Source organism: Anaerolineales bacterium (assembly GCA_003105035.1).
Taxonomy (GTDB): domain Bacteria; phylum Chloroflexota; class Anaerolineae; order Anaerolineales; family UBA4823; genus FEB-25.
In genome coordinates this window covers 120352-147271 of the sequence record PQAL01000043.1, presented here as the reverse complement: position 1 = coordinate 147271, position 26920 = coordinate 120352, and the positions used below count along the sequence as shown (strand labels likewise).

20 protein-coding genes are annotated in these 26920 nt (G+C 51.7%); 15 read left to right on the top strand and 5 right to left on the bottom strand.

Annotated features, from left to right (window positions below):
• The first annotated feature begins 701 nt into the window (after window positions 1-701).
• The 9 genes from C3F13_19255 (at window position 702) to C3F13_19215 (ending at window position 11973) form a co-directional block, all read left to right on the top strand.
• A complete protein-coding gene (locus tag C3F13_19255; GenBank protein ID PWB49539.1) occupies window positions 702-2615 on the top strand; it encodes a hypothetical protein in 1914 nt (637 codons plus the stop codon).
• 310 nt (window positions 2616-2925) lie between these two features.
• Window positions 2926-4125 (top strand): hypothetical protein, encoded by a 1200-nt coding sequence (locus tag C3F13_19250; protein PWB49538.1) that lies wholly within the window; start codon window positions 2926-2928, stop codon window positions 4123-4125.
• A complete protein-coding gene (locus C3F13_19245; protein ID PWB49537.1) occupies window positions 4125-4787 on the top strand; it encodes a DNA-binding response regulator in 663 nt (220 codons plus the stop codon). Before C3F13_19250 ends, C3F13_19245 begins: the two co-directional genes overlap by 1 nt.
• 12 nt (window positions 4788-4799) lie before the next feature.
• Complete coding sequence (locus C3F13_19240) at window positions 4800-5609, top strand: hypothetical protein (protein ID PWB49536.1); 810 nt, start codon at window positions 4800-4802, stop codon at window positions 5607-5609.
• A gap of 141 nt (window positions 5610-5750) precedes the next feature.
• Entirely contained in the window at window positions 5751-6218 is a 468-nt protein-coding gene (locus C3F13_19235) for a hypothetical protein (GenBank protein ID PWB49535.1), read from the top strand.
• Window positions 6219-6518: 300 nt separating this feature from the next.
• Window positions 6519-8195: a 6-aminohexanoate hydrolase gene (locus C3F13_19230; protein PWB49534.1), complete on the top strand. Its 1677-nt coding sequence runs from the start codon at window positions 6519-6521 to the stop codon at window positions 8193-8195.
• A 55-nt stretch (window positions 8196-8250) separates the two neighbouring features.
• The gene (locus C3F13_19225) at window positions 8251-9453 is read left to right on the top strand and encodes a serine hydrolase (GenBank protein ID PWB49533.1); all 1203 of its coding nucleotides are present in this window, start codon (window positions 8251-8253) and stop codon (window positions 9451-9453) included.
• Between the two features lie 34 nt (window positions 9454-9487).
• The gene (locus C3F13_19220) at window positions 9488-11095 is read left to right on the top strand and encodes a hypothetical protein (protein ID PWB49532.1); all 1608 of its coding nucleotides are present in this window, start codon (window positions 9488-9490) and stop codon (window positions 11093-11095) included.
• 515 nt (window positions 11096-11610) lie between these two features.
• On the top strand, window positions 11611-11973 hold the full coding sequence (locus tag C3F13_19215; GenBank protein ID PWB49531.1) for a diversity-generating retroelement protein bAvd family protein: 363 nt from the start codon (window positions 11611-11613) through the stop codon (window positions 11971-11973).
• Between the two features lie 53 nt (window positions 11974-12026).
• Here C3F13_19215 and C3F13_19210 read toward each other — a convergent pair whose 3' ends face one another.
• On the bottom strand, window positions 12027-16223 hold the full coding sequence (locus tag C3F13_19210) for a hypothetical protein (GenBank protein ID PWB49530.1): 4197 nt from the start codon (window positions 16221-16223) through the stop codon (window positions 12027-12029).
• Window positions 16224-16356: 133 nt separating this feature from the next.
• Between C3F13_19210 and C3F13_19205 the strand changes: the two genes are divergently transcribed.
• From C3F13_19205 to C3F13_19180, 6 genes are all read left to right on the top strand, one after another.
• Window positions 16357-16899 carry a hypothetical protein gene (locus C3F13_19205; protein PWB49529.1) on the top strand — a complete coding sequence of 181 codons (543 nt, stop codon included), beginning with the start codon at window positions 16357-16359 and terminating at the stop codon, window positions 16897-16899.
• A 119-nt stretch (window positions 16900-17018) separates the two neighbouring features.
• Entirely contained in the window at window positions 17019-17390 is a 372-nt protein-coding gene (locus tag C3F13_19200) for a hypothetical protein (protein PWB49528.1), read from the top strand.
• Window positions 17391-17663: 273 nt separating this feature from the next.
• Window positions 17664-18656 (top strand): L-glyceraldehyde 3-phosphate reductase, encoded by a 993-nt coding sequence (locus C3F13_19195; GenBank protein ID PWB49527.1) that lies wholly within the window; start codon window positions 17664-17666, stop codon window positions 18654-18656.
• A gap of 596 nt (window positions 18657-19252) precedes the next feature.
• The gene (locus tag C3F13_19190; protein PWB49526.1) at window positions 19253-20716 is read left to right on the top strand and encodes a hypothetical protein; all 1464 of its coding nucleotides are present in this window, start codon (window positions 19253-19255) and stop codon (window positions 20714-20716) included.
• A gap of 13 nt (window positions 20717-20729) precedes the next feature.
• Window positions 20730-21590, top strand: a complete 861-nt coding sequence (locus C3F13_19185; GenBank protein PWB49525.1) for a hypothetical protein — start codon at window positions 20730-20732, stop codon at window positions 21588-21590.
• A gap of 24 nt (window positions 21591-21614) precedes the next feature.
• A complete protein-coding gene (locus C3F13_19180) occupies window positions 21615-22691 on the top strand; it encodes a hypothetical protein (protein PWB49524.1) in 1077 nt (358 codons plus the stop codon).
• Between the two features lie 176 nt (window positions 22692-22867).
• On the opposite strand, the gene C3F13_19175 is transcribed toward C3F13_19180, so the two are convergent.
• From C3F13_19175 to C3F13_19160, 4 genes are read right to left on the bottom strand one after another with little or no spacing between them, the layout of a single operon-like run.
• Complete coding sequence (locus tag C3F13_19175) at window positions 22868-24628, bottom strand: hypothetical protein (protein ID PWB49523.1); 1761 nt, start codon at window positions 24626-24628, stop codon at window positions 22868-22870.
• A gap of 25 nt (window positions 24629-24653) precedes the next feature.
• Window positions 24654-25217, bottom strand: coding sequence for a hypothetical protein (locus tag C3F13_19170; GenBank protein PWB49522.1), 564 nt, complete (start codon window positions 25215-25217; stop codon window positions 24654-24656).
• A gap of 23 nt (window positions 25218-25240) precedes the next feature.
• The gene (locus tag C3F13_19165) at window positions 25241-26542 is read right to left on the bottom strand and encodes a hypothetical protein (protein ID PWB49521.1); all 1302 of its coding nucleotides are present in this window, start codon (window positions 26540-26542) and stop codon (window positions 25241-25243) included.
• A complete protein-coding gene (locus C3F13_19160; GenBank protein ID PWB49520.1) occupies window positions 26539-26799 on the bottom strand; it encodes a hypothetical protein in 261 nt (86 codons plus the stop codon). The genes C3F13_19165 and C3F13_19160 overlap by 4 nt, the downstream gene beginning before the upstream one ends.
• Between the last annotated feature and the right edge of the window lie 121 nt (window positions 26800-26920).

Genomic DNA, 26920 nt, shown 5'->3' with positions numbered 1-26920 from the left:
TTCAGCTTTTAAATTCATTTTCCGCCGCTTGTCAGCCGTGGAGGGTGTGTATCCCGCAAGGGGACAGGTTCGAACCCCGTACCCTCGCTACGCTGGGGTACAGGCTCCTCCCCGTCTTGTGTAAAATTGTAGCGTTACTAAGGGCTATCAATCAGTATCGAAAAACGGTTGCAAAGGTTCAGAGTTTTTGCTTATAAGTCGCTCAGGTTCCACTGGGCTATTTCGGAAAGGCCAGCTCGAGCTGCTTTTTGTTGCCTTGTCGATCGTCGTGATAAGGGGAATTGAGCTACAATATTGTTACCGACTCATCAGTGAGCGAGAAGTTCTCCCAAGCCGCGTAATGTCACTTGTCCATACAAGCAGGGCTGTTTTTCCTCGGTAGGGGAACTTCTCTCAGCCCCAGGTCTCGCAGTATAACAGCTTACTCAACCGGTTGGCAATTTTACCTTCACACGTGCAAGTCTCGAGCAATTGACCATGTGTGCCTGCCGCGAGCGATATCCCCGCTTTGTTTATTGTGACAATTCACTCAATTTCTTGCTATAATATTTTTAGGCGTTCACCTCCGAGATGTGTGATTTCTTACGTGCTAGTCAATTTTAGCAAACCGGTGAATGATTACTCATGATTTGCCAACTTGGTATTCAGTATTTGAATCCTAAAGGGAGTATTTTCATCGAAGAGTAGTAGGGAGGAAAAGCATGCAAAGGCTGGGGCAATTCCTATCCTTCTTCGTTCCAATGCTTGTGCTTGTTACATTGGCTCTGGTTGTGTACATGTTCCCATCGTCCATGAATGCCAGCGCCGAATCACAACAAAATCAAGATGATCAAGAATTGTTTCTGCCCTTGGTTTTAAATAAACCCTGGCCGTCTGAGTGCTACGCGCCCGGCACAGAATATTACCAACCGCCTTCCATGGAAATCCCTAATATCAGCTTGCAGCAAGGAACAACCATTACTGTGACCAATAATGCAGATATCATCAATGGGAATGTGTCCAGTGTTGATGACCTCTTGGTTAATCCGGGTCCAGATGGGATCGCGCTGCGTGAAGCAATCGAAGCAACCAACAATGATCCGGGTGAATATACCATCCTCTTCGCTGCTCATTTGGACGGTACCACAATTTATACAGGAGGAACAAATAATCAGGATTTACCACCCTTGTTAGGTGGCTCGCTAATCATCAATGGTGATATCGATGGCGATCTCGTACCAGATATCACTATTGCCAATGCCAGCACCTTCTCCTATCCCTTTGGTTTTAAGGTCCAGAGCAGCTATAACACGCTACATGCGCTGAAGATAGAAGGCTACTTCACTGGCGTCATGATTAAGCCTACAAATACAACAACGACAGATACAACCTTTCGGGGTATCACAGTCAGCAATTTGTTGATTAGCGATGTTTTGGTAGGCATTAACCTGCACGCCGGACCGGATGAGGGGGCCAGGGCATCGGGTAATCATTGGAAAGACATTCTATTGATTAACAATGACTTGGATGTTGAACAAGATGGGATCACATTTCATTTGAACCATACGATCGGAGATCATGTTGACAACGTGACAATTGCCGATAACAGTATTCATGTTTCGCAGAATATTAACAGCGCCAGCTTTGGTATTCAACTCATGGCGGGGTTTTGGGTAGGTTCAAACAATAATCTGGTGACGAATATCACCCTAACCCACAATATAATTCTAGGCAACCCCGATCAAGGGATTGTATTAATGGCAGGAGCAGTTGGGGCTAGTGGAAATGTGATTGACGGAGCGGTGATAAGGGACAATGAAATTCTCATTTCTGAAACGAATTGGGCCTACGAAGCAGGTAAGCTTGGTATAGACTTGATTACAGGAGACGCAGCAACAGATTACATTGACCCTGGCTATGAGCCAATCATCTATCCGGAATATAATGTCATCAGAAATGTTGACATTATCGGCAATAGGATTGAGGGTTTTGATGGACGTGGCATACAAATGATGGGAGGCTGTTGTGGCGCCAGGTATAACACAATCGAGAATGTGAACATTCTGAATAATCGATTTGCTACACTGATACCTGATGTATCCTATGATGTTACAGGAATTCTAGTCAGATCGGGTGATGCGCGGGCTGATCATCCGACCAGCGAGAATCTGGTATCGAACGTAATTATTCAGGATAATACTTTTTCCTTAGGCAAAAGGTATATCCTCCCGGATACCCATTTTACGGCAGCAGCTATTTCTGTAAGTGGAGCTGGTGGTGGTCCTGGAGCCGATCGGAACCAGATTCGGGATATCTGGATTTCCCTCAATCGAATAGATAGCATCGTACCTGGTGTCCATCTGATTGGAGCTTGGGAAAACTCCACTCAGAATGTCGTCAGCACAATGAATATCTACTGCAACACGATCGCCAGTGCCCCAATCTATCCTGTCTTTGAACCTCCGTTGAAAGGCATTGTTCTGACCGGAGCAATCCGAAACAGTTCGCTCAACCGAGTGGAGAATATAAGCCTTTTTCACAATAATGTGGCTGGCATCTGGAATGATCTGACTGTTATACCTAATGTGGAGAGTTCTGCGATTAACAATATAGTAACTTATACGATTTATCCCTAGGATACCAGGATTTTATGATGCAAAAGTGCGGTCGCTCACAGGACGGGGTGTGTGGCATTCCCGTCCTGTGATTATTCCTGTCACACACCGCTTGAGAGTGAAATCGTCCGTTCTTTCAACAGCCTTAATACAACCTCCTTCAAGCTGATTTCCTCCAACTGTAGGATATAACCAACCTGCCAATCACCACCCATCGGCAGGAGCATCAAACATGTTTTGTAAAATCACAATTGGTTTTATTACTTTATATACTCATTCCATGCTAAGATTCTATATGCCTTTACCTATCCCACATTATAAAAACCACTGAATGACTGCTAAGCGTTTTGCCGATCGGATTTACCAGAGGGTGTTTTTCCTGGCTGCCGGGTTGATCTATGCAGCTGTTCTAATGCGCACATTCCTGTTATACCGCGATAACCCGGTCCTTGGACAAGTACTGGGGCTGCTATTACTCTTTTTGATCCTTTTCCTGACAGAAATGATGTTTGTGAGACGTGGGAATCTCTGGTTTCATGTTTACCTGATTCTACAGACCATCCTGGTTTCACTATTGATTTACTTACCGCAATTTGAGGATTATGATTATTTTTCCTTATTGTTCGCTGTTTTAGGCATGCAGATCATGAGCCGGGTCACCCGTAAATCCGGTGTTATATGGCTCTTGATTTTTCTAGCCCTGATCGGGTATAAATTTCTCCGGTTCGAGGGAGCTTTAGAGGGATTAACCCGGTTATTGCTGTTCGGCTCAATCATCGTTTTCCTGGCATCGTATTCATTTGCCAGTCGCCGCGCCCAGGAGGCAACCGATAACAGTCAATCTCTGATGCAACAACTGCAGGCTGCAAATCAGAAGCTCGAGCAATATGCCGATACAAAGAGGAAATTAGGCGTCGTTCGTGAACGCCAGAGGCTTGCCCGTGAGCTGCATGACTCGGTTACGCAGAACATTTTCTCAATGACACTCACAACCCAATCTGCGTTACTCCTTTTGGATAAGGATCCCAAACGGGTTGGGGCCCAACTTGAGCGGTTGAATGAGCTGGCACAGAATGCCATGGCCGAAATGCATACTCTTATCTCAGAACTGCGCCCCGAGCCAATGACCAGCGGTGGATTAGTTAGTGCATTACGACAACATATTGCAGACCAGCATCTTCCAGAAGGCTTGTCCGTGAAGCTGAATGTGGATGGGGAGCGAGAGTTACCTCATCTTGAGGCCCAAGGTTTATTTCGCATCGCTCAAGAGGCTTTGAACAATATTGTCAAACACGCCAATGCAAGTAATGCCAGCATGCATTTACATTTAGATACACCTTTTTGGATCGAAATCATAGATGATGGAAGCGGCTTTGATCCACAACAAGCACTCGAAGGTGGGCACATTGGATTGGCTGGCATGCATGAGCGAGCCGAAGAAATCGGCTGGGACATAATCATTCATTCTGCTCCTGGTGAGGGAACGCGCGTCAGGGTTGAGAAAAAGTCTCCCATAGAAGAGAGGGTTTGATGGAAGCTACTGAAAAGATTAAAGTACTGATTGTCGATGATCACCAGGTGGTGCGCCAGGGACTGCGCACATTCCTTGAGTTGCTCGATGATATCTCCGTTGTAGGTGAAGCGGAGGATGGCGAGGAAGCGGTGGAGCAGGTCCGTGCACTCAAGCCTGATGTGGTGCTGATGGATCTCGTGATGCCACACATGGATGGTATTACCGCAACGCAGCAAGTGCTTGGATTGGGATTGCCCACCAAAGTGATCGCCCTGACCAGCTTCACTGAAGATGATAAGGTCTTCCCGGCCATCCAGGCAGGAGCTGCGAGCTACCTGTTGAAAAATGTCTCTCCAGACGAACTGGCAGAGGCGATCCGGGCTGTATATCATGGAGAGGCGCGCCTGCACCCGGATATCACGCGTAAGCTCATGCAGCAGGTATCTCAAATGCGGAGTGCCCCTCAAGAAAATATCTCAAATGAATTGACTGAGCGAGAAATTGAAGTGTTACGCCTGGTAGCCACGGGTAGTAACAACCGAGAAATTGCACAAAAACTGTTTATTAGCGAAAAAACAGTCAAAACGCATGTCAGCAATATCTTGGGAAAGCTTAATCTGGAGCAACGCACACAACTAGTTATCTATGCCATCAAGAACAAGCTGGTGGATGCATCATAAGGTGGATTGAAAATGACCATCAACCCCGTGAGGATATCACACTCCTCGGATCGATCTATCCAGGCTGGTGTAATTGCATTATTCGTGTTATGCGCAGCCGTCATCGGGCGTACGCTGCTTCTTATCTTTACAGACCTGCCAGCTCTGTTTCCCCAATACCTGGGCTCGATGCTGGTCTTCCTCATCCTGTTCGCCCTGGTGATGTGGCGGCATGATCTTCCTGTTGGAGTACTGCACACCTACTTTGTATTTCAATCTATTATCATCGTATATTTATTGTACCTGCCCCCTCACCTGGATTTTATTGATATCCTATTTGTTCTGCTCAGTTATCAGGTTGGTCTGGTATTCATCGGTCAAAGCCGATGGGTATGGTGCGGAATATTCATATCACTCATCTTAGTCATCTTAATATATTGGATGGGAGTATTGTTCGGCCTCGCTTATTCAATGACTCCCATCGCTGGTTGTATCATCTTTCCTGTATATGTCATCGCAATCAGGGAACAGGAGCTGGCAAGGATTGAGAGCCAAAAACTCCTGGAAGAACTGCAAGTGAAACACAAACAATTGGAATTGCAAGCCAGTCGGGTGGAGCAGATTGCCACCATTGAGGAACGCAACCGGCTGGCACGCGAGTTACACGATTCGGTTTCACAAACCATGTTCAGCATAATCCTTAATACCCGCGCAATCCAAATCCTTCAGGAACGGGATCCCACCCGGGTAGGGCCGCAGCTCAAACATCTTCAAACGCTGACACAGGATGCACTATTAGAGATGCGCAGCCTAATCGTCCAATTACGTCCTCAGCACGAGTAACCGAAACTCTATTGAGCGCTTGCGAGTTCAATCCTAAGACTTAAGTCTCAGGTATCTCAACCTTTGTGTTGACTAATAAACCAGCCAGGGCGTCCTCATAAATCCGTCCCTGGCTGGATGTTTTAAGATAGCCACTCCTGTATGATGAGAGGGACAGTAATCCAGGAGCCCTACATGTTATCTACTAATCCTCCTCCAAGGCAAAATCATCCCAAAAAGAAGGTATTGATTGTGGATGATATGCCGCAGGTACTTCACGACCTACGTCAGCTGCTGGAGTTGACCGGATTATTTGAGATCGTTGGGGAAGCGGCGAATGGATTTGAAGCGATTCGCCAAGTCGGCTACTTATTGCCAGATGCGGTGGTCCTGGATCTGGAGATGCCCAAGCTGGACGGATTTGATGCCACCCGCCAGATCAAGGCTCGCCACCCATCCACCCGCGTGATCATCTTGAGTGCTTATGGTGGCAAGCAGGAAATCGAGCAGGCCATGGCTGCCGGTGCTGATGGCTTTGTGATTAAAGGTGCCCATTACGAGGTGCTGGTGGATGCCCTGCTGGGAGAGATAAACTCACCCGGTCCAAATTATTTCAAAATAGGAGAATGACGATGAATACTAAAAGTTTTTGGATGGCGTGCTTAAGCGGTGCTGCATTAAGCCTTTTGGTGTCTAACCTGCCCATTATTAGTTTTATTAACTGTATGTTGTGCGGCGGTTTCTGGGGCAGCGCCATTTTCTCAGTTTGGCTCTACCGGCGCCTGGGAGGCGAGGTGTCTATCCGCCAGGGTGTGAAAATCGGTACCATAGCCGGGCTGATCGCCGGTGTGCTCGGCTTTGCCCTGAGCTTTGCCGGACTTGCTGGAGCGCAGGGCTTCTTGAATAACTTACAGGCTCTTCTACCCGCGGATGCCACCCAAGGTATGGAAGATATCCCAGCCTGGGGCGCATATATTTTCAACTTTTTGGGTGTGTTGTTCGAAGTGGGTTTTGGCGCCTTGGGCGGCTGGCTCGGAGCGCTTATTTTCGATCCCAATCGCAAGAGCAAGAAATTACAGGGGTAACATGAAGAACATCTTGAAATCGAAAGCCTTGGTTTGGGTAGGTGCGGTTTTTCTACTGGTTTTGCTCGCCGCCCTGGCTTATATCTATCTCCCCGCCCGTGGTAACTTACCTGACCTGGCTGCACCGGATTACTGGCCAACCGATGGTTGGATAATGACCCCTGCAGAGCAGCAGGGCATCGACTCTACCTTACTAGCAGGAGGTGTTCGCTCGATTCGGGAAAAGGGCATCCCGATCGACAGCCTGATGATCGTCCGGAATGGCTACGTGGTGCTGGAAGCATATTTTTCACCCTATGACGGCTCATTTCCACACGATCTGGCGTCTGTCACGAAGAGTGTGATGACCACCCTGATTGGTATCGCGGTTGACCAGGGTAAGCTACAGCTTGACCAGAAAGTGATCTCGTTCTTCCCTCACCGGTCGATAGCCAACCTCGATGAGAGGAAAAAGAACTTGACCGTTCTTGATTTGGTAAGTATGCGGAATGGTATGGAATCTGATTGCTTTTCAGGGGACGAGGCGACACTGGATACAATGCGTGCCACTCCAGACTGGGTGCAAGCCGCGCTGGATCGCAAGATGGTCCATGAACCTGGCACCTATTTTTGCTACGATAGCCCGGGCATGCACCTGCTCTCCGCCATACTGCAGGAAACGACAGGCATGACTGCCCTCGAATTTGCGCAACAAAACCTCTTCGGACCGCTCGGCATCAGTGATGTGGTCTGGTTGGCAGACCCGCAAGGGTATACCCACGGATGGGGCGACCTGCATCTGAAACCGGAGGATGCCACCAAACTGGGCTACCTGTGGCTCCACAGCGGCACCTGGGATGGGCAGCAAATCATTTCCGCCTCCTGGGTTTCCAACTCAGTCAAGGCACACAGCCGCTCGGTGGGGAATGAATACGGATATGGCTATGGATGGTGGGTCACCGCGTTCGATTTCTACGCCTTGGGCCGGGGAGGCCAGTACATCCACGTAATCCCCTCCCAAAACATGATCGTGGTCATTACGGCAGGTGGTTCTGATTTCAACCAGGTGTTGCCTTTCTTGATGAGAGTACTCCTTGGCTCACGGGCGGAATTACCCGCCAATCCGTCTGGCCAGGCCGACCTGGCAGCTGCCCTGTCCGCTGTCTTGCAAGGTTCAGATATTCAACTTTCTGCGCCTTTGCCTGATATTACCAAGGTAATTTCAGGCCAGACCTATACATGCGATACTAACCCGGTTGGTCTGACCAGCGCACGCCTTGAATTCAATGATCCTGGTGTAGCCGGGTTCTCCTTCCGAATGAATAACCAGGATGTGTTCTGGCCAGTCGGGCTGGACGGAAAATACAGATTGGCTGCCGATGGACAGGCACAGTCAGGGTTCTGGATGGATGAACAAACCTTTGTCCTGAATGTCTTCGATGTCGGACAGCTCACCCGATCGCTGCACTTTGATGGGGACAACCTGGAGGTCGGCATTCCCGAGATAGGATTGACCATAGCGTGCCAGGATCAACAACCATAGCCACCTCCTGCATTAACTACATAATAAATACTTCTGACAAGAAAGGAAACCAGAAATGAACAAAAATCTCAAGCTTGCCATTCGAATCGCGCTGGGGTGCGCTGTGGCTCTGGTTGGATTGTTTGTGATCATTAATGGCTTCATAGCCATACGCTATTCGCCCGGATATGCCTACCGTGAATTATTTATGGACCTGGGAACTGTCTATGATTACCGGGTGCTACCGGAACGGAAATTAATCGCCAGCTCAGATCCATTCCAGTTTGCAGTGGACACATCCAAAGAATCTCTGGTACAGCAAACTTTTCAAGCTAATCCCGCGATCGCCGACCTGGATGCTTTTCTGGCAGATACCGGCACGCAGGCTTTCCTGGTCATTCAGGATGACACAGTAATTTACGAGCGTTATTTTATGGACCTCCAGCGAGACTCGGTGGTTACCTCCTTCTCGGTAGCCAAGTCGTTCGACTCGGCCCTGATCGGTGCTGCCATCCAGGACGGGTTTATCAAGAGCGCAGAGGATTCCATTACCGATTACATCCCGGAACTGGCGAAACGAGACCCGCGCTTCTCGGATATCCAAATCCGCCATCTGTTGATGATGGGTTCAGGTTTGCAATATGTAGATAATCGCTTCCTGCTACCCGAAGACGACAATCTCACCTATGGCTTTGATGATCTACGCCACCTGGCTCTGACAGAAATAAAAGTGCAGGAGCAACCCGGGGGAACGTTCTTATACAACAATTACCATCCCATCCTGCTGGGCTTGATCCTGGAGCGCGCCACCGGTATGCCGGTGACGGCGTATTTACAGGAAAAAATCTGGACTCCACTTGGGATGGAGTTCGGTGGATCGTGGAGCCTCGACTCAGAAAAAAGTGGCTTTGAGAAAATGGAGAGCGGGATCAACGCCCGCGCCATCGATTTTGCCAAATTCGGGCGTTTGTATCTGAATAAAGGCAATTGGGATGGAACACAAGTGGTACCTGCTGACTGGGTAGCAGTTTCCACGGCTGACAATGGCCTGATCAAGGATGCCCCGATCTATTATGGGTATATGTGGTGGGGAGAGAACTGTAATCCCGACAGCCAGGATTTCCTTGCAATGGGGAACTTTGGTCAATATATCTATGTATCTCCTGATAAAGGGCTAATCATCGTCAGGAATGCCGAAAGCTATGGCGTTGAATCGGATGATGAAGCCTGGGTAGTTTGGGCGAATGCATTCTGCCAGTTTGCTAAAGCACTTCCATGATCAGCGTGCAGATTATCATTAAAGGAAACCTCCAATGAAAATAAAACGTTCCCTGATCCTTCGGATCTCCCTTGGTATCGCGATACTATTACTGGCCGGATTATCCATAGTTCAAATGCTCCCGCCCAGGGCTGTCTCAGCCGTTGCCCCAGCTACACGCTTCTCAGCTGAACGTGCCATGGCAGATTTGCAAGTGGTGGCGCGTGAGCCGCATGTGGCTGGATCTGATGCCCAGGCACGCGTGCGTGAATATATTGTTGAGCAGGTCGAAGCGCTTGGCCTGCATGCCGAGATTGAAACCAGCGACTCGATCTCGAACATTCTTGTGCGCCTGACGGGGACAAACAACTCGAAATCTGTGCTGATTTCTGGGCATTATGACTCAAATTCATCCGCACCCGGTGCTGGAGATGACGGTATTTCCGTGGTCGCGATGTTAGAGAGCATACGGGTTTTACGAGCCAGCGAACCCTTGCGCAATGATGTCCTGTTCCTTTTTACCGATGGTGAGGAATCGGGTTGGACAGGAGCGCGAGCCTTCATTGAGGCGCACCCCCTAGCAAAGGATGAGACGGGAATGCTGCTGGTCTTTGATGCCCGTCCCGGGAATGCCCCCCTGATCCTAGCCGAGACATCCCCAGGGGATGCCTGGCTGGTCAGGCAGATGACAGGATTGCCATTAGCCATGTGGGCTGCCTCCTGGCAAAACCTTCAAGAACGTAATGAATATAATACCGATTTCGATGTATTTCAGCCAGCCGGGTACACCGGTATCTTCATGCAGAATGAAGCCAGCGGGACTCGCTATCATACCACCAGGGATACTGTTGACGCAATTTCCCCGAACCTGGTGCAAGCTTATGGACAGACCATGCTTGCCCTCACCAATCGCTTCGGTACCATTGACATGCGCACACGCACTACGGGCCCGGATCTGGTCTTCTTTACACTGTCCTTGATCGGGTTGGTGGCTTATCCCTACTGGTTGATGCTGGCCCTGAGCAGCCTGGGAATCCTCGCATGGCTGGTGTTTGTGGTCATTGCCTGGCGACGTGACCTTTTCTCACTCAAGCGTTTCCTGTTGAGCCTTGCCGGTTTACTACTTGGGATAATAATCATCGTTCTGTGCGCACAGCTCGCATGGGGATTTATCGAAGGGAACCAGGCCATTCAACTGTCAGTGGAGAGCGGGTTCGAGGGCAGCGCTACATGGCAAGCGGTATTAATGAGTATAGCGGCACTTCTGATGATCGTGCTCATGTATTTTCTCTCTCGCTGGCTTGGCGGGATCCACCTGGCCGCCGCCGCGCCTCTGCTCTTTTTACTTACAGGATTCGCGATTAATTCCATCACAAAAACTGATAACCCGCTCATCACATCCTGGATTGCTTGGTCGTTCTTGGGGAGCGTGATAGGACTGGGCGTCTTGCTCTTTACAAGGCATCCGGTATGGAAAGTTGTGCTCCTGTCATTATCTGCCCTGCTGATATTAGCCGTGGCTCTCCCCAGGCTATGGATGGCAACTTACACACGCGAGGATGCCTGGTTAACCGTGTTAGTGGTCTGTATCTGGATGAGCCTGTTCGCTCCACAAGTGAAGGCTATCTTTGGGGAGAGCCTGGCAGGATCAACGAATGAATGATTGATCCCGAGCCGGTTTTTCTGCACCAATACCTATTCGTCATAATTGTAATTTACATCGGGTATCGAGAAAAAATCACCGAATTTCTTCACGAGAGACGGAGAGCAAACTGGACCCTCACAACTACTTACGAAGGTTGGTATTCTTAATTACTTTTAGAAAAAATCAATAGAGAAAAGGCGATTAATCTTTTCGAACCGATTGCATTGGATACTGAACCGTTAACAGGACCTTGACAGTCACATCCGACGTACGCGCCTCGCCCCTGTGGAGATGGCTAGTTAAGTTTACCCAATGGCGGGTTCGAATCCCGTACCCTCGTTACGCTGGAGTACAGGCTCTTCCCCACCATAAATACAGCCATGAGCGGTGAGCAATCAGCAGTCAGCAATCGGCGAGCAGCAGTCAGCCGTCGGACAAAGCAAAGTTTTAATAGTTTGAATACGCACAATTTGAGGGTGAGACGATTAGTATATCTTAATGGCAATGAAAAGCATAGAAAGTAGAATATATACATGAGAGATTTTCATAAGCTGAAAGTCTGGGAAAGAGCTCATAAACTGACGCTATGGGTATATGAGATCACCAATAGCTTTCCGAAGGAAGAGATCTATAGCCTGACCAGCCAGATGCGAAGAGCAGCAGCATCGATCCCGACGAATATTGCTGAAGGTTGCGGCAGAGACAGTAAAGCTGAGACGATCCAATTCTTCATCATTGCATCAGGGTCTGCGAGTGAGCTAGAATATCAGATCTTGCTGGCGCATGACCTTCACTATATTGATGACAGAATTTATGATGAGCTCGGTAATGAGCCTGGGGAAATCCGGCGCATGATCGCCGGGTATGTTAAAAGACTCAAAGCGGATACACAATAAACAGCTATCAGCTATCAGCGATCAGATGTCAGCGGTCAGTAAGCAAGCAGTAGCTAGGGTTGGCAGGTGCTGTCGATACGGTACTGGATGTTTTCAGCACAGGTCAGGGGACGGACGTAGCGATTGGCATAGATCCAATCGACCCACTCTTGAAGCGATTTCTCGGAAATGTTCCATTGGACCAGCATCCCGTCGTTAGATACAGAAAAGGCGGTCTTGCTATCCGGGCTAAAGGCCACGCTATAGACCGTCTGTTTATGGGCGGTAAGGCTGTATAACTCCTGGCCAGTGTTAAAGTCCCACAGAATCACCTCATTGTTGTCGGATCCAGCGAGGATATATTTCCAATCAGAGCTGATTTTATAACTCCAGGTCACCGAGGAAAGGCCGGTATAGCGACGGATGATTTCCCCGGTTTCCACGTCCCACAGGCACAGGGAGTCTACATCCGCTCCTAAAACCGTCTGGTCACCTGGCCCAAAGGCAACGTCAAAAATGGGGCGGAAACCAGTCCCTGCCAATTCAAAGCGGCGGATTTCTTTACCTGTGCTCACATCCCAGAGAATAATGCGGTTTGGGTTGGAGAATGCGCTCCCAGTGATGGCCCATCTGCCATCACTGCTAAAAGCAATTCCGGTCACATCTTCAATCTCGTCCATTTTAAATTGGCGAACGAACTGGCAGGTCTGAATGTCCCACAGTACCAATTTATTGATTTCGCCAATGTCGGTATTTCCTTGCGTACCGGAAAGCAACCAGCGGCTATCCGGACTGATGGCAATACTGCGCGGGATAGCATTTTTACTATCCAGGGAGCACTGAACCTCCCCACTGGCAAGCTCCCACACCATCAGGTTGTAAACCGGCATATTCAGATAACCACCACCCGCAGCCACGAATTGTCCATCCGGGCTGATGGCAACAGCACCTGGTGAGGTAACACCATCAAATCCCTGGTAAGACCGGACAACCCGACTCTCGGCTATATCCCAGAGGACAAGATTGGGATCATCCGGAAACATATTTCCAATTAGTAAATACTTTCCGTCAGGACTGGTTGCAATGGAATCAGGCTGCATCCCGGTATCGAAAGACTGGTAGTCAAGCTGTTCAACCAGGTCCCACAGGCATAGTGTTCCGTTTGAATAACCCACCAGACCCAGAGGCTTATTTTGGCTGGTGACCAGGGCGGTGACTGATTCGGAGCTGCCAAAAAACACCTGATGCTCGCGCCAGCTCTTCAAGTCAAACTGAGTAAGCATGGTCCTACCAATGTAGAGCATGTTTTCGTCAGGGCTGAGCGCTAATATCCCTGGCTGACCGCCCCATGCCTGGGTTTGTTTCACCAGCCCAGTCTGGGCATCCATCATACGCAGATCAAAACCGGCGGTGGAGAGGAGCCAGCTACCATCATTACTGATCTTTACTGCCACAACTGGAAATCCATTGCTTTCGATAGTCCTGACCATTTCGGCATTATTTAAATCCCACAAAATTACCAGCCCATCTGCATAACCGGAAACGATCAACGGCTGGTCAGTAGAAATTGCGACAGAAGTGACCGGGCTGTTGTTTCCGACAAAACGCTGCAAGACAGCGCCCGTTGGTAAATCCCAAAGGATCAAGTTGCCATCCGATGAACCAGAGATAAGATTGCCAGTATTTGAGTCCACTGCTAGGCTGGTGATGCCCCCAGAATGTCCAACCAGCTGGCGAATTTCATTGCCAGTGCTTGTATCCCAAACGATCAGCGAGCCATCCTCCCCCCCAGAGATAAGCATTTTCCCATCGGTGCTGATAGCCACTGCATTCACCCAACCGGAATGCGCTGACCAATGCTTGAGTTCCTGGCCTGTTTCCAGGTTCCAAAGGATCAAATCACCTGACGCGCATAGCCCTTTATCGTTAGTTTGGGCGCAGCTGCCTGAAAACGCCAATTGATCATTCGGACCGATGGCTGCCGTTTTTACCTGCATTGGATGACCGTCGAGCATCAGGCGTATCCCCGGGCTTAATGCAACCTGGCGGAGTGCCTGCACTGCTTCTAAGGGGGGTTGTTCCCCCTTGACTGCTTCTAAAGCCAGGGCAATAGCCAGGTCCCCCTGGCCATCCTGGTTCGCCTGTTGCGCAGCTTCAGCCAACGCCAGGCTGTGATTGATAGCTGATTCTGCCTTAGCCTGCACTTCAGCAGTGGCGCGGGTATTCGATTCGTTCACAGCAATTGCCTGCGCGGTAGCACGCGCATTTACCTCGTTCATGGCCTGTGTGCTGGCACTTTGGGCAATCGCCTGTTGGGCGATGGCATGGGTGCTAGCTGCTTGGGCAATGTTCAGGTTCTCACCGGCCTGAGAGGCGTTTCGTGAAGCCTGTTGACTAAAGAAGATTGAAACCAAAACCAAAGCGAAGGCTGCGATCAAGGCGATGCTTAGATAGACCGCTCTCTGGCGAAGTCGTTTAGCAGCACGACTTTCATCTTCAGCCCTATGCTTCTCCGACTCAGCGCGCAGATGCTCGGAGTTGGCTAACTGGCGGGCCGCCTCCATCTCACGCTGGTTTTGAGCTTCACGTTCAGCTGCTTCTTTTTGGCTCAATGCGATAGAAGCCTCCAGGAACTCAACTTCCTGGATGTTCATGTCATCCTTGTGGGAAGCTGCCCATTCCTGCACTTGCGCCAGCCTGACGCCGCGATAGAGCAGATCCGGTTCGCGATTCGAAGCAACCCATTCTTGCGACGCCTCGGTGAGATGCCGGTGAAGGCGCAATCCGTCACGATTCTCCTCCAGCCAACCACGCAGGGTGGGCCATTCGCGGATCAAGGCTTCGTGGGCCACCTGGGCGGAATCCTGGCTGGTAGTGATCAGGCGAGCATCTGCCAGGGCTTTCAATACTGCCTGGATTGCGGAGGTTTCCTCAGGCTTCAGGATCAGCTCACTAAATTTAACCTCACGGCGCGTGTCGCTGGCGGCCGTTTCACTACCCAACTCCGTCAGGCGCAGAAATATCCGCCGGGCGATTGCCTGCTGCTCATGCGTAAATTGATCCACAAAAACCGCTTCAGCTGTCTCTGCGATCGCGCCGCGCACACCACCGGCTGAGGAATAACCACTGAACGTCATCGTCCGCCCATGCCTACGCTGCCAGGTTTCGTATAACGCATGAGAAAGCAGCGGTAAAGCTCCCGGCTCATGGCCGACGTCGTGAAGGATAAGATCGGTCAGCCCTGGCTCCACCTCCCAGCGCCCGCGGCGGGCAGGCTCTTCAATCACACGGCGTAGTTCTTCATCGGCCATGGTCCCAATATATTCCTGGCTGCGAGCCAGCTCCTGGCGTAGTTGAGGATAGCCGGCACAGGAGGCATAAAAATCGGCGCGCAGGCTAATGACGACAATGGCGTGTCCATCCTGCTGAGCTGCACTGGTAAGCAAATTATCGATGAACGTCGAGCGTTCCTCCTCAGATCGGCAAAGGGCAAACAGCTCTTCAAACTGGTCAATACATAGAAAGAGGAATGGAGCGCCGAGCGTTTTTAACATGCGGCTGATATAAACCGACAGAGAACGCGGTTCACGCTTAAGGTCATCCATTAAGGCGATGGTGGAATTGACCGAATCAGCATCCTGGGTCAGGCTCATTGCCAGGCTTTCGAGCGGATGGGCGGTAGGAGTCAAAATGTGTATTGGCCAATTAGCAGAGCGCTTATCCCAGCGCAAAGCCGGCACCAAACCGGCTCTCACCAGGGAAGATTTCCCACTACCCGAGGCGCCGACGATGGCCAGGAATCTCGCGTTCGCTGTTTGATGCCCATCGGACAATGAGAGTACCCGATCTACAAGTTTGGCGGTCAATGCTTCTCGGCCTACAAAGAGATCCGCATCGGCCTCTTCAAAATAGTTCAAGCCTTTAAACGGACAGAGACCGAATACCGGGGCGTCCTCACGCTTGACATTGGCGGCCAGGTCCAATAAGCGGGCAATGACTTCGGGCTCATTTTTTATGCCGAGGGCTGCCACAAAGCGATCCTCGATGGTAGGCAGGTCTGGCAGGCGCAGATTTTGCTCCAAGCGGCTGATCTGGGTGTCGCTGTAACCCACATGGAACGACAGCTCCAGCTGGGTGAGCCCGGCACGGCGCCTGAGATAACGCAATAAATCGCCGAATGTAGTGAATTTCTCTAATGTGGTGGGAGGAATAGAAGCGGGCATAATCACCTGCTTTCTGGGAAAGCCTGAGTAATACGCTAGAAATAGCATAGCATAAAATTCTGATTTTGGGGAATTTTGGCAAGAACTGGCAAGGCAGGCAACTTCTGGGGAGCTATAGTAGTACCAACAAAGGCAATCGCCTTACCAATCATCCGAAAAAAACTCGAAAAGGAAGGATAAAATGAAAAGAAAAAGATTAGTCTCAGTAATCGTCGTAATAGCAGTAGTTTTGCTACTCAGCCTGGTCGCCGTAGCCATTGCATCTGCAGCAATAGGTGGCACCGACCGCCCGTTCAAGGCAACACTGGCCGGGGCAGCGCGGTGGGAGTTTCCTGGAAGCACAGCGTCGGGCTGCACGGTGGTCACAACGCTGACTGAAGCAACGGGTGAGGGAACCCATATGGGCCAGATCGAGGCGTTCTTCACCCACTGCCCGGCTGAGCCCGATATCGTAATCGATGGTAGGTTGAAGCTTATCGCGGCAAACGGCAATGAGCTGTATGGTTCGTACGACTACGATCCAGCCAGCGAGAGCAATAACTTCCCAATCACCCTCAATGGTGGCACGGGCGCATTCGCGGATGCTTCCGGAACCATCGTCCTTACATACGAGGTCATCCCCCAGTTTATCCCCGGATGTACCCCGGAGGGTTCCTTCGACTGCATGGATTTCACATTAGCCTGGCCATGGTCTGCGACCATGGATGGCACGATCAGCCACTGATCCTATTTCGCCGGAAATTACCACAGGACCAGATTATTTAGTGTACCTGTTCGAAATAATTGAACCCGAGGGCTAGATGAAGTGAAAGAATAACAAACACTGAATTCATCGGAAAAGAAATGCTACCTCATTCCATCCCCTCCCCTGAAATCAAGGAGGGGATGGAGTTTTGCTTTCGAGGTGTGGTTTTCACACACAACTGCCTACCTTGCCACGAAGCCGCCGGAAGGCAACTTCGGGCAGCGGTTGACGCCATGCAGCCATGCTGGTTGAGCGCATCCCGGATCTTGCTTGAGACCAAAGGCGATATTTTATCTTATATGAGCTTTCCTATTGAGCACTGGAAGCGGATCTACTCCAACAACATCCTTAAAAGGCTGGACATGGAGGTGAAAAGAAGGACCAATGTCGAGGGAATTTTTCCTGATGAGGCTTCGGTGATCCGACTGGTGGGTGGAATCCTCCAGAAACATGGTACCGAATGGGAGTAGCGAAACACGATATTAGTATTGCATCGATGCACCGGATTTATTTTCCACAGATGTTGATTGCCGCGGAGGTGGTACCCTTTACATTGGCACCTGTACAATGATAAAGACAATATAACCTTCATGCCAACATGATGAATTTACACCACCGACTGAGATGTTTCTTAGAGCATTGCCCCGATGGCCAAGTACACCTTGAGAATTATGCATGAATCGGGAGAATTAATTGCGGATATAATCTGGAGGGTCGGGTAATCGATACACCAGGAGGAATCAATGGGTTATTCTGCATTGAGCAGTAGATATGAGAATATGCGCTATAACCGCTGTGGGAACAGCGGGCTAAAGCTGCCAGCCATCTCGCTGGGGTTATGGCACAACTTCGGCGGAGTAGATGTGCTGGATAACAGCCGGGCGATGCTCCACAGAGCTTTCGACCTGGGCATCACCCATTTCGACCTGGCCAACAATTATGGGCCGCCATACGGGTCGGCAGAAGAGACGTTCGGGCAAATCTTCAAGAGAGATTTCCAACCTTACCGGGATGAGCTGGTGATTTCATCCAAGGCAGGCTGGGACATGTGGCCGGGACCTTATGGCGATCACGGCTCGCGCAAGTACCTGATAGCCAGCCTGGACCAGAGCCTGAAACGGATGGGGCTGGAGTATGTGGATATCTTTTACCACCACCGCCCCGACCCTGAGACGCCCCTGGAAGAAACGATGGGTGCGCTTGATTATATTGTACGCAGCGGCAAGGCATTGTATGTGGGGATCTCGATGTACCCGGCGGAGCTCACCCACCAGGCAGCCAAGATCCTGTGCAACCTGGGAACCCCGTGCCTGATCCACCAGCCCAATTACAGCCTATTTGATAGGTGGGTCGAAGATGGGCTGCTGGATGTGCTCACCAAACAAGGCATCGGCTGCATCGTATTTTCACCTCTCGCACAAGGTATCCTGACCAATCGATATTTAAAGGGTGTCCCGAATGATTCACGGGCGGGGAAGAAGGGAACTTACCTGAGCCGAGAAAATGTTACCGCAGACAAGATTGATAAGGTGCGCAAGCTGGCTGAGATTGCCAGGCAGCGCGGCCAGAGCATGGCCCAGATGGCACTCGCCTGGGTGCTGCATAAGCCGGCAGTCACCTCGGCGTTGATCGGGGCCAGTCGGGTGGCACAAATCGAAGACGGTGTGGCAGCGTTGAATAAGCTGGAGTTCAGCAAGGAAGAACTAGCGGAGATTGAGAAGATATTGAAGGAATAGTTGAGTTGGGTAGGAAAGATTTCGAGAATAGCTGAACAGAAGAAAGAACCCCCTCCGCACACAAGTCGTGCAGATGACCCAGCCTCCCCCAAATTTCACAAACTGAAATTTAGGGGAGGAGAGAATTCGACCCTTCGGCACAAAAAACCCGTACACAAATGTGCAGGCGGGTGCAGGTAACCTCACACTCCCCCAAATCCCACAGTGAAATCATGCAGACACTTCACAAGAACGGGATTTAGAAATGAGTTGGGTTTCGCAAAAAACGCTCAACCGGTCAAGAACACACCAGGTCACCCCAACCTACTAGACTGAGAACAGGGGAGAGGGTCAGAGAAAGCGTTGGTTTTCGCGGTTATCAACCACCCTATCCGCACACAAGTCGTGCAGGTGACCCCACCTCCCCCAAATGAACACGAATTTGGGGGATGAGTTTAAATCTGCGCAAAGATCGTGCAGGAAATTTCTGCATATAAATCTTGCAGATAACCAGATGGGAATGCCCGACCAGAATGAAAACCGAATTGAGGGAGGTGCAAATTAGCTGAAGCATGGAAGGAAAGGCGGTCCATCACCGGCATGCTATACTTTAACCCATGAAACGACTACGCTGGTACGACTTTATTTTCATCAACCTGTTTTGGTTTGGAATGAACGTGCGCAACACGGCGGTAGGCTCATTCTTCATGCCTTACCTGGTGGCCCTGTATGCCCCGCCGGATTGGAAAAACAGCGCGTTAAGTGCCATGAGCACGGCGGGGTTGGTGATTGCCATGATTGTCCAGCCGTTAGCAGGGTTGTTCAGTGACCGCTCCACCTCACGTTTTGGCCGGCGCCGTCCGTACATCATGATAGGCACGCTGCTTGACCTGGTATTCCTGGTCGCCATTGGGCTTTCTTGGAATTACTGGTCTCTATTGGTAGCGATTTTGTTGATCCAGTTTTCGGCTAACATCTCCCATGGGCCATTACAAGGGTTGATCCCTGACCTGGTGCCAGAGGACCAGCGCGGGCGGGCGTCGGCAATCAAGGCTTTGTTTGAGCTGGTGCCAATCGCATTGGTGGGTATCACCATCGCCAAGCTAGTAAGCGTAGGCGAATTAGGCTGGGCCATTGCCGTTACTGGAGCATTCCTATTGCTTGCGGCAGTGGTGACGATGGTAACCGTCAAGGAAGAGCCACTGAAGGAAAAATCCGGGGATTCATTCTGGCCGCCCATGATGCGGGTGTTCCTCATGCTGTTGGGCATTCTCGCAGGTCTGTGCATCGGCCTGCTGGGTGGGGCGTTGATTGGCGGGATCCTTGGCCTGGTGACCTGGTTATTGGCCAATAAACAAACCGGCCTGATCGTGGCGGTGGCAGTGGGAGGCACACTGGCCATGGCGATGGCGGTAGTGATCGGCGTGTGGGCTGGCTCAACAACCGCCATCGGCAAGGAGGAAGCGCGCCAGCATGCTTCCTTCATCTGGTGGATCGTCAACCGGCTGTTCTTCCTGGCAGCCATCACCTCCCTGCAGCGTTTTGCCCAATATTTTTTCATGTACACCTTCAAGATCGATGTGGGCACGGCTGCCGGGCTTTTTGGGAAGCTGATCACCGTGGTGGGGATTGGAACCCTGGCAGCTGCCTTCATCGGGGGCTGGCTGGCCGACAGATTCAGTAAGCGGCTGCTGGTGAGCTGGAGCGGGATCCTGGCTGGGGTGGGATGTACCGTGCTACTGGGTACCATCCTGATCCCCAACGAGTGGGTGATCTACGTTGCCGGGACGGTGCTGGGGGTAGCAACCGGGGTGTTCATGACTGCCAATTGGGCGATGGGCACCAACCTGGTGCCAGCAGCCAAAGCGGGATTGTTCCTGGGTATCTCCAACCTGGCTGGAGCCGGGGCGGGCATTATCGGAGGGAGCATTGGCGGGCCTGTAGCAGATTACCTGAACTTAACCACGCCGGGCATGGGATATTTTGTGGTTTTTGCCGGGTATGCCGTTTTATTTATCCTGAGCGCAGTGAGCTTGAAATTTGTGCGCGAGCCAAAGCCATCTGCGGCATTAGCCATGTAACCTACAAGCATCGATGACCAGCCTGTTGTGGATCTTCGCAATCGTCACGCTGCTCATCCTTGTTCTGGATTTGGTGCTATCTTTATACTTCACGCAGCGCGGGCAATTAGGCGAAACGCACTCCCCTGACGAATATGGATTGGATTGCGAAACTATCGCGTTTAAAACCTCTGACGGGCTGACCCTGCGCGGGGTATGGACACCCGCGGGTGATGCGGATAAAGCGGTGATCATCCTGCATGGGCACAACAGCAGTTATGACTTCGATATTTACCGGGCTCCAGCCCTGCGCAAAGCCGGATTCAATGTGCTGCTATTTGACTTTCGAGCCCATGGACGCAGTGAAGGCAAGCACATGACCTTCGGCTACGAAGAATGCCGGGATGTGCTGGGTGCCGTCCAATTCCTGCATGAACGCGGCATACACGCCATTGGGCTGCTTGGGTTTTCGTATGGCGGGATCGTCGCGATGGTGACCGCGCCACAGTGCCCGGATATTAAAGCAGTTATCAGTGACGGCGGCCCGGCACGGATGCGTAGTGCGATGACTGCCCGGGGCGTGGAGATGGGATTCCCCGCGTGGCTGGCCAGGCCGATCGCATGGCTGATCATCGGCATGACATCCCTGCGCCTGGGTGTTAACCTGTTCAACTATGAAGCCATTCGCTGGGTAGGGAAAATTTCTCCCAGACCCATCCTGTTTATCCACGGTGACCAAGACCAATACCTGCCGGACTTCGACGAGTTATATGCGGCAGCCAGGGAACCGAAGGAGGTGTGGCGCGTGCCAGAAGCCGGGCATACCACCGTCAGCCAGTGGTATCCTGAAGAACATGCCCGCAAGGTGAACGAGTTCTTTTCCCGCTATTTGTGAGATTCCCTCGGCAGCTGATCTCCCATGGACTTAAAGCTACACTTCCCTGAGACGGGTTGGGAAACCATCCGGCAGGATTGGTCGGCCTGGTGGGCAGGCGAGCTTGAGCGCCCGCTGGTGGTGCTGGAGTGCATCGAGGTAAAAGATTCCAGCACCCCGCATTATGCCAGCACCTTTTTGGGGAATTTCGGCCCAGGGGCAGACGTAAATGAGCTGCTAGAGCTATTTGTGCAGCGGTTGGAAGCCACATATTACCTGGGGGATGCTTACCCACGCATGTGGCCGAACTTCGGGCCGGGGATCGTGGCTGCCTTTGCCGGGGCAAGCTTGCATGCAGTGGAAGATACTACCTGGTTCTCCCCCAACAAAGAGCTTGAACTACCTGAGCTCAAGATCAGCATGGATCAAGATAACCCATGGTGGAAGCAGGTAAAAGCAGTAACACAAGGGGCTGTCAGGCGCTGGGGAGACCAGCTGTCCATCGGCATCACTGACCTGGGAGGCAACCTGGACATCCTGGCTCACCTGCGAGGCACGCAGCAGCTGCTGTTCGACCTGCTAGATGCACCTGAGGAAGTAGACCGCCTGGTGAAGGAAACCAACCGGTTATGGCTGGAGTGTTATGAGCAGCTCTACAGACTGACCCAACATAGCCAGGGAACCTCCTGCTGGGGTCCTTGCTGGTCACCGAAACGGGGGTATCTGTTGCAGTCCGATTTCTCATACATGATCTCACCCCAGATGTTCGAGCGTTATGTGCTGCCCGACCTGGCAGCCTGCTGTGAAAGCATGGAGTATGCTTTTTACCACCTGGACGGCAGAGGGCAGCTGGGTCACCTGGACATGTTGCTGAGCCTGGAGCGATTGAGGGGCGTCCAATGGGTGCCCGGGGATGGGCAACCCCAGGCAGAATGCTGGATACCTCTCATCAAACGCATCCTGGAGAGTGGTAAGCTCTGCCAGGTGTACGCCAGTGGCAGAGGCGCACTTACCATTCTGCGGGAAGTGGAAGGAAAGGGGCTGCTGGTGGCGATCAATGAAACACTCACCCCTGAGCAAGGAACGAGCTTGCTGGACGAGATCCAGCGACGTAGAGAATAAAGGCGACGTGTTCACGCCTTGAAAGGCTTTGAACACATGTTGCTAGTGGATCACAAGATAGTCCCCAGCTGGTTGGAAGAGAACAGCAATACCTGAAGTTTAATAAAGCAACCATGGTCAGGACGAACGTTTAACCAACAGAAATCGGACAGCGATTTAAAATTCCTGGCTAATTATCAATCGTCCCCATCGCCAGGATTATTGCTGTCATGGCACTTCAAGCAGGTGGCTGACATGAGGTTCAAGGTGTGGCAATCCCTGCAGGTAGCGCCCTCGTGGCCGACGCAGGCGACCTCGGTGCACGCATTGGGGTGAGGCTGGTTATACTGGGCCGGAACCCAGACGGAGGTGTTGTGACACTGGTCGCAAGACATACCGGTAAACAAGCCAGCGTGGAAGGCAGGGTCGGCGTGGCAAGAAGCGCAAATGGTTGATAGACCAGAAAAACCACCCCCGGTATGACACCCGGAACAACCCACGGAGGCATGCGCGCCGGTGAGAGGAAAACCGATACGTGAATGGTCAAAGGACGCCGGCAGCCAGGCAGTGGTAGAGTGGCAGGTTCCACAATCAGTGCCGAACTGGCCATTATGGTCATCATCCCTGGCATGGCAGGAGAAGCAGGTAGTGTCGAGAGGAGAAAACATATCGTTCGGGTGACAGGCTGAGCAGGGCAGGCTAGTGTGAGCGCCTGTCAGAGGAAAACCAGATTTCGAGTGATCAAAACTGGCCGGTAGCCAGGCAGTGGTGGTGTGACAGGCATCACAGGACGTGCCAAACTGGCCATTATGGGCATCATCCCTGGCATGGCAAGAATAGCAGGCCGTATCAAGTGGGGCAAAAGTCTTATCTGGATGGCAATCGGAGCAGGGCAGGCTGGAATGGGTGCCTGCAAGCGGGAATTTCGATTTTCCATGATCAAAAGTGGATGGTGACCAGGCATTTGTGGTATGGCAGGTGGCGCATAAACTACCCAGCTGACCGTCATGGGCATCGTCCCTGGCATGGCAGGCATAGCAGGCTGTATCAATAGCAATGAACTCATTATGCAGATGGCACCTGGTGCACTCCAGGGTGGTATGGGCACCGGTCAAAGGAAATTTTGATTTTGCATGGTCAAAGGTGGCTGGAGCCCAGCCGCTCGTCGTATGGCAGGCGGCACAGTCTGTCCCAAGCTGCCCCTTGTGGGCATCATCCTTGGCATGGCAGGCGTTGCAGTTCTGCGGGGTAGATTGCAAGTCGCCCAGGTTGCGGGCACCCTTATGGCAGGTTGCACAATCAAGCTGAGTATGCATGCCAGTGAGTGGGAAGGCAACCTTTTCATGGTCGAAGGAATGGCCATAGGTATCGATGCCATCATGGCATGCCAGACAAGCATTCCCATAAACTTGCTGGTGGGTTAGCATAAAATCAGCCTTGATTTGTTGGTGGCAGTCAATACATACCGCCTGATCAAAAGTTGAGCCGTACGCATTGACATGACAGTCGCCACAGGTGAAAGGCGAGCTGTCGGCCTTTTTGGGGTGAGCCAGAAGGGAATAACCAAAAATATCGTGAGCGATATCGGCTTTTGATAGGTCAGTCAGGGAGGCTGATGCGCCGCGGTGATCAGGATGGCAGGTACGGCAAGTGAGATGGCTGTTTTTCTTTAGCAAGCTACCGTGTAAGCTGAGTGGATCAGCCTGCTGCGCAGCAACATCGGTATGGCAGACCACGCAGCGGTCAGCCATGGTTGCTGACTGCCAGAAAAAGGCGTGGCAGGCAGAACACCGGCCGGTGAACTCGGCATGGGATGCGACACCACCAACCAGCGCACCTGCTTGAGCATTCAACGCACCGGGGCTAAAAAGCACTCCCCCGAACGCCAACCCCGCACCCAATACGATCAGGATGACCACCAGGCCGGTAATCAAGCCGGGGATGGTCAGGAAGCCCAACGGTCGTTTCACCATAACAGCACGCTTAACGAAGCAGGGTGGCGTAGGTGAGAGCGGCGCCAATATGGATGAATGCCGCAACAAAGAGGGCAATCCCAATGGGGATATGCACAGCATGCCAGACGGAAAGCATCTGCCGCGAGCGCGCCAGCACAGCTGCCTGAGCCGGGTTGCTGACGGGGGTGACCTCAATGCCCTCCAGGGAGCGGGGGATGCGGGTATAGATATAGCGACCGGTAAACCCGCTGATGACGATCATAATGGTCAGCAGGGTAGTGGCACCTGCCAGGCCATTGAACTTCCAGGAAGTGTGCAAGAGCACCATATATGGCCCAACCAGGCCAGTGAAGATATGAAATTGCAGCCAGGAGCTCATCTTACCCCAGCGGCCCTTTCGACTGCGCTTGCGGAAGGAATATAGGGTTTCAGTCATCAACATCAAGATGAAACCGATTACACCGATCATGTGGCCGAAGAAGCTGCCAGCCGCCGGCACCGCCTGATATTTATTAAAGATGAGCATATAGAAGACCGTGATAACGACCATGGCCAGTAAAGCCCACCAGAGCTCCTTGCTACGCGCAAGCATATAATCTTCCCATCCTTTTCCGCCTAACTTTTCATTTTCATCCAGTAGTCCAAGATGGTCTGCCCCAGCTGGGGGGTAGAAGCCAACAATTGCTTACGGATGGGAGTGATATCCACCCGATTATTGACCAGATCATACAGCGGCCTTGAGATTTTCTGGTTACCCATCAGCACGGCACCCAGCAATTCGCGCCCGCTGACAACCAGGCGCAAGTGACCGACTTCGGTATCACTTTCAGAGGCGAGGGCGTTGGGCAGCTCCCTCCAAGTTTCACTCGAGCCGCGTGTCGTATAGATATCACCTTCTTCACGCCCGCTGCCGATCGCACCGATGATGGCAGTCATCATACCCGCCAGACGGAGAACATTTATGGCGACCTTGCGCTGGTAGGCCTGAGGTTGCCCGGCCATGTTCATGGCAGCGATACTCCCCTGCCGACGCCCTGGATACCAGAGATTGTCGATCGAAGAACGTCCGGTGGACGGATCAGTAATTTGAGCGACATCTCCAGCAGCATAAATATGCGGATCACTCGTCTGAAGGTACTCGTTCACCAGAATGCCACGATCGGTGGCCAGTCCGGCTGCTGAAGCCAGGCCCAAAGAGGCTCTGACGCCAATGCCAACCCCTACCAGCTTGCAAGGAATCACTTCTCCCTTCGTCGTGCGAATCCCGATAACTTTTCCCTTCTTCCCCAAGATCTCTTCGATTTCGGTGTGATAATGCAGTACGACACCTTCTTGTTTGAGATGATGCTCAATCAGGTGGGCTTCGGCCTCTGTTAAAACTCCGGGCCAGTACCAATCGCCCCGCAACAGGTAGTGAACTTTAACCCCCTCTGCGACCAGCCCTTCGACCATCTCGATAGCCAGCACACCACCACCCACAACGACCGCCGTTTTTGCATGGTGAGCCACAGAGAGGATGTGCCGGGTATCTTCGAGATCATCGAGCTTCACCACGCCAAACAAGTCACTACCAGGGACATTCAGTGGGACTGAGCGTGCGCCCAATGCGAGTAGCAGATGGTCGTAGGTGATCGTGCCGGATGTATCCGTCTTTATACTGTGAGAGGCTGGATCCAGCTGAATGACATGTGACGTGATTAGCTGAGCAGCCAGGTTGAGGCGGCCTTTCTTAATGAAGGGGAAAAGCTGCTTTTCGGGTATCTCACCGTTCAAATAATAAGCCAGGCCTGGGCGGGAGTAATAACCGTGGGGGTCATCGCTCACTACAACGACCTCTGAGGCCTGATCCAGCTGGCAGAGGGTTTGGGCAGCGGAGAAGCCTGCAATCCCCAGACCGATGATCACGTAGCGGGTCATCCCTTAGCTCCCACAAACAGGTCGGTGACTTCAAAACGCAGGACAGCGCGTGGGCAATGCTCGATACATTCCCCGCAGGTCAGGCAAGCCGGATCTTCGATATCTTCCCCTAACCAGGCATGCAAGCGAACGTCGATGCCAATTGGACAATTAAATGAACAAATACCACACTGGATACAACGCTCCGGTTCTGGGACGACATGCCCGGTGATCAGAGTGCGCAGGCGACGGGATTCATTGCTCAGACGATGGGCCATACGCAGCAGACTATCCTATCAGAACAAATATACACATGGTTTCATCATTCTAATAATGGAGATAAGTGAGAAGATGCAGATACTTAACACCTCCCTAAGAGCCCCGGGAGGTGTGCACTGG

Excerpts from the sequence above, each read along its gene's own strand:
- C3F13_19255 (PWB49539.1), top strand. The coding sequence starts at position 702 with ATGCAAAGGCTGGGGCAATTCCTATCCTTCTTCGTTCCAATGCTTGTG.
- C3F13_19250 (PWB49538.1), top strand. The coding sequence starts at position 2,926 with ATGACTGCTAAGCGTTTTGCCGATCGGATTTACCAGAGGGTGTTTTTC.
- C3F13_19245 (PWB49537.1), top strand. The coding sequence starts at position 4,125 with ATGGAAGCTACTGAAAAGATTAAAGTACTGATTGTCGATGATCACCAG.
- C3F13_19240 (PWB49536.1), top strand. The coding sequence starts at position 4,800 with ATGACCATCAACCCCGTGAGGATATCACACTCCTCGGATCGATCTATC.
- C3F13_19235 (PWB49535.1), top strand. The coding sequence starts at position 5,751 with ATGATGAGAGGGACAGTAATCCAGGAGCCCTACATGTTATCTACTAAT.
- C3F13_19230 (PWB49534.1), top strand. The coding sequence starts at position 6,519 with ATGCCACCCAAGGTATGGAAGATATCCCAGCCTGGGGCGCATATATTT.
- C3F13_19225 (PWB49533.1), top strand. The coding sequence starts at position 8,251 with ATGAACAAAAATCTCAAGCTTGCCATTCGAATCGCGCTGGGGTGCGCT.
- C3F13_19220 (PWB49532.1), top strand. The coding sequence starts at position 9,488 with ATGAAAATAAAACGTTCCCTGATCCTTCGGATCTCCCTTGGTATCGCG.
- C3F13_19215 (PWB49531.1), top strand. The coding sequence starts at position 11,611 with ATGAGAGATTTTCATAAGCTGAAAGTCTGGGAAAGAGCTCATAAACTG.
- C3F13_19210 (PWB49530.1), bottom strand. The coding sequence starts at position 16,223 with ATGCTATTTCTAGCGTATTACTCAGGCTTTCCCAGAAAGCAGGTGATT.
- C3F13_19205 (PWB49529.1), top strand. The coding sequence starts at position 16,357 with ATGAAAAGAAAAAGATTAGTCTCAGTAATCGTCGTAATAGCAGTAGTT.
- C3F13_19200 (PWB49528.1), top strand. The coding sequence starts at position 17,019 with ATGCTACCTCATTCCATCCCCTCCCCTGAAATCAAGGAGGGGATGGAG.
- C3F13_19195 (PWB49527.1), top strand. The coding sequence starts at position 17,664 with ATGGGTTATTCTGCATTGAGCAGTAGATATGAGAATATGCGCTATAAC.
- C3F13_19190 (PWB49526.1), top strand. The coding sequence starts at position 19,253 with ATGAAACGACTACGCTGGTACGACTTTATTTTCATCAACCTGTTTTGG.
- C3F13_19185 (PWB49525.1), top strand. The coding sequence starts at position 20,730 with ATGACCAGCCTGTTGTGGATCTTCGCAATCGTCACGCTGCTCATCCTT.
- C3F13_19180 (PWB49524.1), top strand. The coding sequence starts at position 21,615 with ATGGACTTAAAGCTACACTTCCCTGAGACGGGTTGGGAAACCATCCGG.
- C3F13_19170 (PWB49522.1), bottom strand. The coding sequence starts at position 25,217 with ATGCTTGCGCGTAGCAAGGAGCTCTGGTGGGCTTTACTGGCCATGGTC.
- C3F13_19165 (PWB49521.1), bottom strand. The coding sequence starts at position 26,542 with ATGACCCGCTACGTGATCATCGGTCTGGGGATTGCAGGCTTCTCCGCT.
- C3F13_19160 (PWB49520.1), bottom strand. The coding sequence starts at position 26,799 with ATGGCCCATCGTCTGAGCAATGAATCCCGTCGCCTGCGCACTCTGATC.